Consider the following 12,933-nt stretch of genomic DNA (forward strand, 5'->3'; position numbering starts at 1 on the left):
CAATGAAAGGGAACTTTCTCCCTATGTCATTGGTTTTTTTTGCTATGTCATAGTATATTCATATTCGTGTTATACACTGTTGCGGAAACAACAGGTGAGATTTGCCAGACAGCTTAGCGGAATATCGATACGAATTTGCAGGAGGGTTAGCTGTTGAAGTCATTAATTCAGTTTTCCATGAACAAAATCGCGGCGATGATCATCTTAATCGCGATCGTGCTTGGAGCGGGAAGCTTTTCGGGGAACTCGCTGAAGGTCGAGAACATGCCCGACGTTTCTTTTCCGTACGTCATGATCAATACGGACTATCAAGCATCGCCGCAAGACGTAATGAATCTTGTAACGAAACCTATCGAGAGCAAGGTAGCCAACGCTGAAGGTTTAAAGATGCTAAGTTCGACTTCAAGCGATGGGTTTTCTTCGATTTTTCTCGAATTCAATGAAAAGGTAAATATCGATAAGACGAAGCAGGATCTCGAAAGCTTGGTTCAGAGCGTGAACTTGCCGAGGGAAGCGGGCAGACCTGTCGTCGCTACCATAGGTTATGCTTCGTTCCCAGTTTATTATTTGGCTGTTCGGGCTAAGGATACGATGTCCCAGACCGAGCTCGATCAACTATACGAGGAAGAATTGAAGCCCGGTTTCGAATCCGTTAGCGGATTAGACCATATCGATACGATCGGGGCACGCAAATCTTCCCTAGACATTCAGTTGGATGCGGGAGCTATGGCCGCATACGGTTTGACGCCTACGATGGTGACTGCTTCCATGCAGTCGTCGATGACGAATGGATCGGTGGGGATCGTTAAATTCAATGGCAACTCCCAAATCGCCCGGGTAAAGGGAGAACTGGAAAGTCTATACGAACTGGAAAATATGGAGATCGTGACGCCAAGCGGCCAAACGCTACTCTTAAAGGAAGTCGCGGCAATCAAAGCGATTAGCGAATCTACCTTTATCGCCCGAATAGACGCCAAACCCGCAATCGGCATTCATCTGTACAAATCCGGCGCGACGAATGCCGTCGATTTCTCCAACGCGACGAATGATTTGATTAAAGGATGGGAGGCTGCTTATCCGGGGATCGCCTTTAACAAGGTTTACGATAGCGCCGACGAAGTAAGAGAGTCGATCAGCGGGTTGTTAAGAGAAGGGGTAATGGGAATCATCCTAGCCTCCCTAATGATCTTATTGTTCTTACGTAACATGAGAATGACGTTGATCGTCATCGTGTCCATCCCGCTTTCCATCCTGATCACCTTGGTCATGATGAAAACGATGAACCTCACCTTGAATATCATGTCCCTCGGGGGAATGTTCATCGCCGTAGGCCGAATCGTCGATGACAGTATCGTCGTTATCGAGAGCATCTACGCCAATCTGCAGAAAGCGCAGAAGCGGAACGAATCGGTCATCCTTCTCGCCGTGAAGCAGGTTGCGATGGCGATCTCGTCATCGACCTTCGTAACGGTCGGAGTATTCTTGCCTATCGCTTTCGTGTCGGGCATTATCGGAGGTTTCTTCAGGCCTTTTGCCTTGACGGTTTCATGTGCCCTATTGGCTTCTTTGTTAGTGTCGTTAACGGTTATTCCGATGTTGGCGAAGCTTATGGTGCTTAGGAATTCCAAAGCGATATCCGTTACGGAGCATGACGGCGGCAAATTAACTTCGTTCTACGAGCGGGTATTGGTCTGGAGCTTATCCAACCGGATCAAGACGCTGTTGTTTTCCGGAATTTTGTTGATAATGACTATCGTCGTTACCGTGCCGAACCTGCCTACCGGGTTTCTTCCGGAAAGCGAGCCCGACAAGAAAATGGATTTTACGATCAAGTTGCCTAACGATACGTCCTTCGATAGCACGAATCTGCAAGCCGAACAAATCGAGAAGCTGTTGCAGGAAGCCAAGGATGAACAGGGTAAAGAATTGTTTACGTTCGTGGAATCTCTCGTCGGCTATAACGGGAGCGAAGATCGCGTTCCTTACGTCATCGATCTCATTACGGAAGTGAACGAGCAAGCCGATCCCGCGTTAATCAAGGAGGAGTACAGCAAACGAATACTGGCCCAATTGCCTAAAGGCTCCGAAGTGCTCCCCGGCGCGCTGACGGGCGGAGACGGTTTTTCCTCGGTTGATTTCACTTACGTCATCTACGGAGACGACCAACAAATCCTGGAGCAAGCCTCCGCATCGATCAAGGCAAAAATGAAGGAGTTCAAGGAACTCAAAGAAATTAAAGACAGCTTGGGAGATGCGAAGACGGAGATACAAATTACGGTTAATCCGTCCAAAGCCAGACAATTCGGCTTATCCGTCTCGCAAATTCGCGATCTGACCGGAGAATGGATCGGAAGATACGAGCTAGGCAACGTTCGGCTTGACAATATCGGTTATCGGACCGCGATCGAGCTTGCGCCCAAAGACAAAAACTCGCTAGCTCAATTAGGGCAAATGCCGATTCAGACCGCTAACGGAAACACGGTGTTCTTGAATGAAGTCGCCAAGCTCGAAGAAGTGAAGTCGCCTCTCGAGTTAAGACGCGAGAGCCAGAAACTGATGGTAAGCTTAACGGCGAAGATCGATTCCGCGGACAAAGGAACGATTAGCGCCCAAGTATCGGATGCTTTGAACGAGCTTGAGCTTCCTTCCGGGGTTACGACGTTGACGCGCGGCGTCAGCATGGACATGGAGGAAGGGTTCTCGCAACTGTTCGCGGCCATGGGAGCAGCCGTTGCGATCGTATATTTAATCATGGTTCTCTGTTTCGGTAACGCGGGAACACCGTTCGCAGTGTTATTCTCCTTGCCTTTGGCGGTCATCGGCGGTTTGCTCGGCTTGTTGATCGCGCGCGAGTCGATTAACATTACTTCATTGATCGGCTTCCTGATGCTCATTGGTATTGTCGTTACCAATGCCATAGTACTGCTCGACCGTACTCAGCAGCTTAGGAAAGAAGGCTACCTTGTTCGCCACGCTTTGATCGAATCGGGGAAAGTACGTCTCAGACCGATCATAATGACAGCGGGCGCGACGATTGCGGCGATGGTTCCGTTAGCGCTCGGTCTCTCGCATGGCACGCTGATATCCAAAGGGTTGGCGGTAGTCGTAATCGGAGGGTTGGTTACTTCGACGATCTTGACGCTAGTCGTAGTGCCGATAATTTACGAGTTAATCGAATCCTTGAAAGCCAGAACTAGCCGTTTGTTTCGCCGCAGCGAACAAGCGGAGCAAAGCCAAAATCTGAGCGTTTAATTTTGCGAATAAGGAGTTATAGCATATGAAAAGATCGAAATGGGCGTTAGTTCTATTGTTGGTTAGTTCCGCGGCGATTGCCGGGTGCTCGTCCAACGCTTCCTCGACGGAAGAGCCTACCGCGGCGGTGGCGGAGAACGAACCCGCGGTGAAAATTGAAGCCGTACAAAAGCAAAGCATGGGGGAGCCGCGCGAACAAGTGGCGGAAGTCATTGCTTCTTCCCGGGTCGACATCACGGCTGAGGCCGGCGGCCTCCTGCTTAAACTCGTGAAGTACAACGGAGAACAAGTGAAAGCGGGAGAAGTCATTGCCGTTCTCGACAACAAGAATGCGTTCATCGAGAAAGAAAAAGCGGAAGCCGCTCTTAAGAGCGCCGAAATGTCGCTCATCAATTCTAAGGTAGAGCTGACGGCGAGACGTTTGGAATTGACGAATTCCGTCGATAAACTGAAGGATTTGCTGAAGCAGCAAACAAGAGAAGCCGATGAATCCGGGAAAGAAGAAACGATGAGAAGTTTGCAAGTGGCGATGAAGCAACTGGAGGCATTGCAAGGGGACGAGGCTACAGCCGCTCTTGAGGCGCAAGTCGAAACTTCAAGATTAATGCTCGAGCAAGCGCAAACCTCGTGGGGAAACGGTGAAATCAAAGCTCCCGCGAGCGGGGTGTTAACCGACGTGAAGGTCGACTCCGGCACTAGCGTTCAAGCCGGAAGCTTGTTCGGAATCGTGCAAAATACCGATAAAGTGAAAATCAAAGCGCAATTAACCGAACCGGCAGCGCAGTTGGCCCGCAACAAACGCGAGCTTGCGTTCAAGCTGTCAACCGGCGAAGCGTCGCAAAAAAAGGCGAAAGTGATTTATTTGTCGGAGGTTGCCGATTCGAGCACGCGATTATACGCGATTGAGCTAGAGGTGGATAATTCCGATCGACTGCTCAAGCCCGCTTCCCGCGTACAGTTGCAGTTGACGACGCCAGAGGAAGAAAACGTAGTGGCCGTTCCTTCGTTAAGCATCGTGCGGGAAGGAACGGAGACGTTCGTATTCCTTCTGAACGGAAGCAAAGCCGAGAAAAGACAAGTAAAGCTAGGTCGCATCAACGGGCCTTATCAAGAGGTATTGGAAGGCCTTAACGTTGGCGACAGCCTAATCGTATCCGGTCAGCATGCGCTGGATCAGGGTCAGACCGTTAAGGTAGAACAAAAGGAATAAGGCGTTCGTTCGTGTTTCATAAAAGTACGGTTCGTTGTCTTATTCGAGATTGGGGGTAATGGCTTCGATGACATCCACCATCGATGTGAATGGAGTATATGACACTTGGGTAACTCCCCATCTGGTTGATCTGAAGAAATATTGTCTGTATTTGACGAAATCAGGCTGGGACGCGGAGGATTTGTTCCAAGAATCGTTGCTTAAGTCATTGGTCTTCTTCATCCATACCAAACCTTATCTGGATGTAAAGCTGTTTCTTATGCGCGTAGCCAAAAATTTATGGATAGACGAGTGCCGCAAAAAACAGAGGAGAAGACGGCTCGACTTAGCCGATCCTTCGAAATCGTACTACACAGATAATGATTACGTGGAAATTCGCAGCGCAATCGAATGGTTATCCGAGAGATTTCCGCGACGAAATATCGAAATGTGGCTATTATTCTATTATTTCGGTTACTCGATGCAAGAGATCGCGAACGATATGGGCTGCACGACGTCGACGATTAAGTCCATCCTGTTTCGAACCCGGGCTATGCTTCGCAAACGAGAAGAATTAACCGGAAATCGCAAAGTCATTCAATTCGACGTGGAGCGATGGTCGCACGCCATTATGCAGGATCGTCCGCGAGGCATAATATCGCGAGTCTGACGAGTCTGATCTACCCAAGCCCCGAACCGTTTCGGTTCGGGGCTCTTTCTATGCTATAATTAGCACAGTAAACAATAGAGAGAGTAGGGTGCGTAACGCATAAATGAAAATCCAAAGCCGCATGGTCATTTTGTTCATTTTTTTGATAACCGTCTATTCCAGCATTAACTATTATATCGGCTGGCATTTGACGGATTGGCTAGACGCCGTTGGAATCTCGTATTCCCCGTGGTCGTTCTGGATCCCGTTCGGAATTATCGCTTATGGTTACATCCTGGGACGGTTTCGGCTTCCGGCCGTATTGCTTCCGGCGGGCAGGCTGCTGAAAGTCATCGGATCTTATTTTATTTTTTTTATGGAAGCCGCTTTTCTATTGTTCGTCTTATACGATCTGATTAAGTTGATCGTTTATGCGACGGGCAGCGCAATGACCGACTACTCTCTCTACGCGGGAAGCGCGGTAGTGGCTCTGCTGATCGTGTTATTCGCTATCGGTTCGCGCAATGCATGGAGCCCGATCGTTCGGCAATATGAATTGAACATCGATAAAGAACCTATCCCTGGAGGGCAGGTAGAATGGACGGTTGCCGTAGCATCCGATATCCACTTAGGAAACACGGTAGGACGGAAGCATCTTGCTAAGCTTGTTAGTCGAGTGAACGCGATGAAACCGGACTTAATCTTGTTGCCCGGCGACGTGATCGACGATTCGATCGAGCCTTATCTTCGCAATCGGATGGGCGAGGTGCTCGGTCAACTCAAATCGGAACGCGGCATCTATGCCGTATTAGGCAATCACGAGTATTTCGGCGGACATATCGAGCAATATGTCGCGGAAATGAAAAAAATAGGCATACAAGTGCTTCGCGATGAGACGGTGGATATCGGAGGGGAACTGAGCATCGCCGGGCGCAAGGACAAAACGGCGGAGTCCGCGGAGCCTTCTAGGCGGCTTGGCGTAAACGAACTTATCTCTTCTTTGGATCATGCCAAACCGATTATTCTTATGGATCACCAGCCAACGAAGTTTGCGGCGGCAGCGGAGGCGGGCGCCGACGTTATGCTCAGCGGACATACTCACCGAGGGCAGTTCGCGCCAAACCACTTGATTACGAAAAGACTGTTCGAGCTCGATTGGGGATATATGAGGAAGGGGGCCATGCATGTCGTGGTCTCATCCGGGTTCGGATCTTGGGGACCGCCGATACGCATCGGAAGCCGCAGCGAAATCATTCAACTTCGAATCCTGTTAGGGAATAAATAAAGCCGGACAGATAACCGCACACAAAGCCTTGCGATCCCATCGAATACGATGCGAAAGCAAGGCTTTCGCTTGTTTAAAGCACATCACTTAAAATTAATGTCGTATTTAAGGCTGTTGACTCTTTTATATTGTGTCATAAATGATAATATGATATACATTATATATGTATTAACAGTCAATTGGAGGGTTTTATATGGAGAGAGAATTAGCATTGGAAATCGTTCGCGTAACAGAATTAGCAGCGTTGGCATCCGCCCCGTGGATGGGGCGCGGCGATAAAATCAACGCGGACGGAGCTGCGACCTCCGCGATGAGGGCGATGTTCGATTCTATCTCGGTTACGGGCACGGTTGTTATCGGCGAGGGCGAGATGGACGAAGCGCCTATGCTCTACATCGGCGAACAGGTCGGAAGCTTGAACGGACCCGAGGTAGACGTTGCGGTCGATCCGTTGGAAGGGACGGAGATCGTCGCCAAAGGACTGAACAATGCCATGTCCGTTATAGCCATAGCGGATAAAGGCAATTTGCTTCATGCTCCGGACATGTATATGGAGAAGCTAGCGGTCGGGCCTCAACTCGTTGGCAGACTCAAGCTGACGGATCCGATGGAGGTCACTTTAATGAAAGCCGCGGACGTGTTGAACAAAAACGTATCCGAACTAACGGTTATGGTCTTGGATCGGGTAAGACATGAATCGTTGATCAAGACTTTGCGCAAAGTCGGCGTAAGAATCAAATTTCTGTCCGACGGCGATGTGGCAGGAGCGATGGCGCCGGCATTTCCCGAGGCGGGCATCGATCTGTACGTCGGTTCGGGAGGAGCTCCCGAAGGCGTTCTGGCAGCAGCCGCTTTGAAATGCCTGGGAGGAGAAATCCAAGGAAGATTGATGCCTTCGGATGCCAACGAGTATGCGAGATGTTTGCAAATGGGCATCGACGACCCATACAAAGTGCTGACCATGACGGATATGGTGGGCACGGATGACGTCATATTCGCGGCTACCGGAGTTACTCCGGGAGAATTCCTGGGCGGCGTGAGATACTTGCCGGACGACCGGGCAGAGACGCATTCGATCGTTATGCGCGCCAAGACGAGAACGATCCGATTTATTAAAGCGATACACTATTTGCCTAATAAAAAGTTTATAAACGACTAATCCTGTAAAAAGACCCGAATGGTTCGGGTCTTTTTTTGTTTTTGTTTGAAATTCTTATATTCAAAAACAAACGGGTGTGATAGAATCAAAACAAACACAAATAAACATCATATTCGGAGGTAATACCATGGTACAAAGCTTGTGGGAATCATCGAAAGCATCTGAGCAGCAAAGCGGATTGGATCAACTCGTGTATCGTTCCAATATCATTGGCGCGGATCGTCGCGTGTGCAACTACGGCGGCGGCAACACGTCCACGAAAACGATCGTCAAAGATTTCCGCGGCCGCGATACCGAAGTAATGTACGTAAAAGGCAGCGGTTCCGATCTTGCTTCGATGAAAGCCGGCAATTTCACAGGCTTGCGCATGGATGATATTCGTCCGCTTTTTGAGAAATCGGAAATGTCCGACGAAGATATGGTTGCCTATTTGGCTAATTGCATGATCGATTCCAAACACCCGCGCGCTTCCATCGAAACGTTGCTGCACGCGTTCCTTCCGTTCAAACACGTAGACCACACGCACCCGGATTCCATCATCAGCCTGTGCTGCGCGGATAACGGCAAAGAACTCGCTAAGCAAATTTTCGGAGACCGTTTCGTATGGGTGCCTTATATCCGTCCTGGTTTTACGTTGTCCAAAATGATCGCCGAAGGCGTCCTGAATAACCCGAAAGCAGAACTAGTGCTGATGGAGAAACACGGCCTCGTAACATGGGGCGAGACTTCGGAAGCTTGTTACGCGCAAACGATCAAGATCATCACGGAAGCGGAGGACTTCATCGAAGCGCGCGTGAACGAAGCGAAAGTATTCGGCGGCGTCAAACACCCTACGTTAGAGGCGGACGTTCGCAGAAGCATCGCGGCTCAAGTGATGCCTACGATTCGCGGCGCGGTAAGCGACGCGAAGAAAATGATCCTTTCCTTCGACGATGCGGACGACGTGCTGCAATTCGTTGGCGGCAAAGATTCCGCAACGTTATCTCAAGTCGGCGCGGCTTGCCCGGATCATCTCGTGCATACGAAGGTCGTTCCATTGTTTATCGATTGGACGCCGAACGCGGAAGACGTGGACGGACTTAAAGCTAAGCTTAAAGAAGGCGTAGCCGCATACAAAGAAATGTACAAAGCCTACTTTGAACGCAATAAGAACGAGGGAGACGTCATGTTCGAAGCGGCTCCGCGCGTTATCCTTATTCCGGGCGTAGGGATGATCAACACGGGCAAGAGCTGGGCGATGTCCCAAGTGAGCGGCGCGCTGTACCACCGCGCGATCGCCGTTATGAGAGGCGCTACGGCGCTCGGAAATTTCGTATCCTTGGTAGAGAACGAATCCTACAACGTGGAATATTGGCCTCTTGAGCTTTACAAGCTCAGCTTGGCTCCTGCCGAAGCGGAATTCTCCCGCAAGGTTGCCTTCATTACCGGCGGCGCAGGCGGTATCGGCAGCGAAACGGGCCGCAGACTCGTATCGGAAGGCGCTCATGTCGTGCTTGCCGACTTGAATCTCGAAGGCGCGCAAAAAGTAGCGGAAGAGATCAACGCGAAGTATGGCGAGAACCGTGCGCTTGCCGTTAAAGTAGACGTAACGAGCGAGGAATTGATCCAAGCGGCTTATGCCGAGACTGCTCTCACGTACGGCGGCGTAGATATTATCGTCAACAATGCGGGACTTGCGACTTCCAGCCCGTTCGAGGAAACGTCGTTGAAGGAATGGAACTTGAACATGAACGTGCTTGGAACGGGTTACTTCCTTGTCGCTCGCGAAGCGTTCAAAATGATGAAAGAGCAAGCCATCGGCGGTAACATGGTATTCATCGGTTCCAAGAACTCCATCTATGCCGGTAAGAACGCAACGGCATACAGTTCCGTTAAAGCATTGGAAGCCCATCTTGCGCGCTGTATCGCCGCTGAAGGCGGAGAGTTCGGAATCCGCGTGAATACGATTCTGCCGGATGCGATTCTGCAAGGATCGGCGATCTGGAACGGCAACTGGAGAAACGAACGCGCTGCCGCATACGGAATCGAGCCGGACCAACTGGAAGAGCACTATCGCAAGCGTACGACGCTGCTTGTCAACATTTACCCAAGAGATATCGCGGAAGGCATCGCGTTCTTCGCTTCTTCGAAGTCCGACAAAACGACGGGCTGCATGCTGACGATAGACGGCGGCGTTCCTGCGGCATTTACTCGATAATCCGGAGGTTTCATGCATGCATAGATCACGAGGAGAGAAGCTCTGGTTCATTCCGGACGGCTACATTCCCGAGACGAGCTCAGGCCAACTTACAAGCCATGAATCGATTTGCGTACTGAACGCCGCATCCGAGGATGCGTTGCTGAATATTACGATTTTCTTCGAGGATCGCGATCCGATGGAGAATATCATGGTCGTCGTACCGGCAAGACGGACGAAACATATCAGAACAAGCTCGTTGCACCAAGAAGGGACGCCGATTCCGGTCGGCGTTCCGTACGCTATCGAAGTTCAAAGCGATATTCCGATTATCGTCCAATACAGCCGGCTAGATTCGACGCAAGCCGAGAACGCCCTAATGTCCGTTATGGCTTATCCGATTAAATAGCTCTAAAGAGGAAGAGGAGGAACAAGCATGCAAGAGCAAGTCGCACGCAATTACGAAGCGGCTAAACAGCAATATGCCCAGCATGGCGTCGATGTCGACGAAGTGCTTAACCGCTTGGAAAAAATCAAAATTTCGATGCATTGTTGGCAGGGAGACGACGTTCGGGGGTTCTTGAACAAGGATCAGGATCTGACCGGGGGCATCTCGGTTACGGGCAACTATCCGGGCGCGGCAACGACTCCGGAACAATTGCGTTCCGATCTGGAGAAAGCGTTCTCTCTGATTCCGGGCAAACATAAAGTCAATCTTCACGCGATCTATGCGGATACGGACGAGAAAGTCGAATTGGACCGGCTTCAGCCGAAACATTTTCAGAAGTGGGTAGACTGGGCGAAGGAGCAAGGGCTGGGCATGGATTTCAATCCGACTTGTTTCTCCCACGAGAATCGAAGGACGGATTTACGCTTAGCCATCCGGACGCGGAAATTCGCCGTTTCTGGATAGATCACTGCAAAGCGTCGCGGAAAATCGGGGCTTATTTCGGTGAACAGCTTGGTCAAACGTGCGTGACGAACGTATGGGTTCCAGACGGCTTCAAAGACGTTCCCGTCGATCGCATGGCTCCAAGGCAGCGCCTGAAGGATTCTTTGGACGAAGTGTTCGCGGAGGAGCTGAATCCCGCGTTTAACTTGGACGCCGTGGAAAGCAAGCTGTTCGGAATCGGATCGGAAGCCTACGTCGTCGGATCCCATGAATTTTACATGGGTTACGGAATGCGGAACAATAAGCTGATCTGCTTGGATGCCGGCCACTTCCATCCGACGGAAGTCATTTCTAACAAATTATCCTCGCTCGCCCTGTTCGCGGATGGTATTCTGTTACATGTAAGCCGTCCGATGCGTTGGGACAGCGACCATGTCGTAACGCTCGACGACGAGCTCATCGAGATCGGACGCGAGCTTGTTCGCGGCGATCTGCTCGGCAAGACGCACATCGGCCTCGACTTCTTCGATGCCAGCATTAATCGCGTGGCCGCTTGGGTTATCGGTACGCGTAATACGATCAAAGCATTGCTACGCGGAATGCTGGATCCGATCGACGCGCTGAAGCAAGCCGAGCTTGAAGGGGATTATACGACCCGTCTTGCATTGACGGAAGAGTTCAAGTCGTATCCGTTCGGCGCCGTGTGGGATTACTATTGCGAGAAAATGGGCGTCCCCGTCCGCGAGGAATGGCTGGCGCACGTCAAAACCTACGAGAATGAAGTGCTGCTGAAGCGCGGCGTTTAACTTAACATAAGGGTGATTCAAGATGTCGAGCATTCTCGCGTTTGATCTAGGCGCTAGCAGCGGCAGAGCGCTGCTTGGCCGGCTTGAGGGCGGCAAGATCGAAGTGGAGGAGCTTCATCGGTTTTCCAATGATCCCGTGCAGGTGGGCAACCGTCTGCACTGGGACATTTTACGGATCTATCATGAGATCAAGCAAGGACTGCTGAAGGCCAAGCATCAAGGCATCGAACTGAAGAGCATGGCGATAGATTCCTGGGCCGTCGATTTCGGGTTCATCGGCAAAAACGGCGAATTGGTCGGCAATCCGTACCACTACCGCGATCGGCATACGGACGACGCGATGGAAAGCTTGTTCGCGCAAATTCCTCCATCCGTCATTTTCGCGCGTACGGGCATTCAGTTCCTTCCGTTCAACACGATCTATCAGCTCTATGCGCTGAAAGAAGCCAATTCTCCATGGCTTAAGGAAGGCAACCGATTACTGATGATTCCGGATTTGCTGCGTTATTTCTTGACGGGCGAGATGCACAACGAGTTCTCGAACGCGACGACTACTCAGCTATACAATCCGTTGGAAGGATCGTGGGATTCCGAGTTACTGCGTTTGTTGGACTTGCCGCGGTCATGGTTCGGCGAAGTGTTGAAGCCCGGCTCGAAAGCCGGGGTGCTGCAAGCTTCCGTATGCGAGGAGCTAGGCATTCCGTCTATTCCCGTCTATGCGGTAGCGGAGCATGACACGGGCTCCGCGGTGGCGGCCGTACCGGCGACGGAGAAGTCGTTCGCGTACTTGAGCTGCGGCACCTGGTCTCTCATGGGAACGGAAGTCGATAAACCGGTCATTCATGAACTGGCGCAGAAGCTGAACTTCACCAATGAAGGCGGTGTCGCGGATACTTACCGGCTGCTTAAGAACATCATGGGTTTATGGATTTTGCAAGAATGCCGGAGAGAGTGGGATAGAGCAGGAAAATCGTACTCGTTCCCCGAATTGGTTCAGATGGCTTCGAACGCGAAGCCGTTAACGACGTTTATCGATCCCGATGACTCCATGTTCCTGCCGACCGGAGATATGCCATCCAGGATTGCGCAATATTGCGAGCAGACGGGACAACAAGCCCCATCGACGGTTGGCGAAATCGTTCGTTGCATTCTAGAGAGCTTGGCGCTGAAATATCGGCACGTGTTCGAATTAACCGAGCGTTTGTCGGGTCAAAGCTTTAACGGATTGCATATGGTCGGCGGCGGCATTCAAAATACGCTGCTTTGCCAATGGACGGCGAACGCGATCTGCAAGCCGGTATGGGCGGGTCCTTCCGAAGGCAGCGCGATCGGGAATCTAGTCGTGCAATGGATCGCTCAGGGCGAGTTCTCGGATATATGGGAAGCTCGCGCGGCGATTCGAACATCATTTCCTATAGCTGTATATGAACCGGTGGATCGGGAAGAGTGGGACGGAGCGTACGTTCGCTTCTGCGCTCTGACGGGTTTAACGGAAACGAGATAATCGAGGTTCGTGAAAAGAGGG

Annotated in this window: 8 protein-coding genes and 1 pseudogene; all 9 read left to right on the forward strand. The window is 51.0% G+C overall.

Annotation, left to right across the window (positions count from 1 at the left end; genetic code table 11):
- Window positions 1-153 precede the first annotated feature (153 nt).
- Entirely contained in the window at window positions 154-3,252 is a 3,099-nt protein-coding gene (locus FPL14_RS28495) for an efflux RND transporter permease subunit (protein ID WP_182300906.1), read from the forward strand.
- 25 nt (window positions 3,253-3,277) lie between these two features.
- A complete protein-coding gene (locus FPL14_RS28500) occupies window positions 3,278-4,462 on the forward strand; it encodes an efflux RND transporter periplasmic adaptor subunit (protein ID WP_182300908.1) in 1,185 nt (394 codons plus the stop codon).
- Between the two features lie 67 nt (window positions 4,463-4,529).
- Window positions 4,530-5,111: an RNA polymerase sigma factor gene (locus FPL14_RS28505; protein ID WP_182300910.1), complete on the forward strand. Its 582-nt coding sequence runs from the start codon at window positions 4,530-4,532 to the stop codon at window positions 5,109-5,111.
- A gap of 103 nt (window positions 5,112-5,214) precedes the next feature.
- Window positions 5,215-6,375, forward strand: coding sequence for a metallophosphoesterase (locus FPL14_RS28510; protein WP_229263705.1), 1,161 nt, complete (start codon window positions 5,215-5,217; stop codon window positions 6,373-6,375).
- A 193-nt stretch (window positions 6,376-6,568) separates the two neighbouring features.
- Window positions 6,569-7,534 carry a class II fructose-bisphosphatase gene (gene glpX / locus FPL14_RS28515; protein ID WP_182300912.1) on the forward strand — a complete coding sequence of 322 codons (966 nt, stop codon included), beginning with the start codon at window positions 6,569-6,571 and terminating at the stop codon, window positions 7,532-7,534.
- Window positions 7,535-7,661: 127 nt separating this feature from the next.
- On the forward strand, window positions 7,662-9,731 hold the full coding sequence (locus tag FPL14_RS28520; protein WP_182300914.1) for a bifunctional aldolase/short-chain dehydrogenase: 2,070 nt from the start codon (window positions 7,662-7,664) through the stop codon (window positions 9,729-9,731).
- Window positions 9,732-9,747: 16 nt separating this feature from the next.
- Window positions 9,748-10,119, forward strand: a complete 372-nt coding sequence (locus tag FPL14_RS28525; protein ID WP_182300916.1) for a sensory rhodopsin transducer — start codon at window positions 9,748-9,750, stop codon at window positions 10,117-10,119.
- A gap of 27 nt (window positions 10,120-10,146) precedes the next feature.
- A pseudogene (rhaA, locus tag FPL14_RS28530) lies at window positions 10,147-11,408 on the forward strand (L-rhamnose isomerase).
- Window positions 11,409-11,430: 22 nt separating this feature from the next.
- Entirely contained in the window at window positions 11,431-12,912 is a 1,482-nt protein-coding gene (locus FPL14_RS28535) for a rhamnulokinase (protein ID WP_182300917.1), read from the forward strand.
- Window positions 12,913-12,933 lie beyond the last annotated feature (21 nt).

The sequence above is a fragment of the Cohnella cholangitidis genome (genome assembly GCF_014107495.1).
GTDB classification, from domain to species: domain Bacteria; phylum Bacillota; class Bacilli; order Paenibacillales; family Paenibacillaceae; genus Cohnella; species Cohnella cholangitidis.

Bases quoted from the DNA above. Each gene is read 5' to 3' on its own strand.
- FPL14_RS28500 (WP_182300908.1), top strand. From the start codon at position 3,278: ATGAAAAGATCGAAATGGGCGTTAGTTCTATTGTTGGTTAGTTCCGCG.
- FPL14_RS28535 (WP_182300917.1), top strand. From the start codon at position 11,431: ATGTCGAGCATTCTCGCGTTTGATCTAGGCGCTAGCAGCGGCAGAGCG.
- glpX (WP_182300912.1), top strand. From the start codon at position 6,569: ATGGAGAGAGAATTAGCATTGGAAATCGTTCGCGTAACAGAATTAGCA.
- FPL14_RS28505 (WP_182300910.1), top strand. From the start codon at position 4,530: ATGACATCCACCATCGATGTGAATGGAGTATATGACACTTGGGTAACT.
- FPL14_RS28510 (WP_229263705.1), top strand. From the start codon at position 5,215: ATGAAAATCCAAAGCCGCATGGTCATTTTGTTCATTTTTTTGATAACC.
- FPL14_RS28525 (WP_182300916.1), top strand. From the start codon at position 9,748: ATGCATAGATCACGAGGAGAGAAGCTCTGGTTCATTCCGGACGGCTAC.
- FPL14_RS28520 (WP_182300914.1), top strand. From the start codon at position 7,662: ATGGTACAAAGCTTGTGGGAATCATCGAAAGCATCTGAGCAGCAAAGC.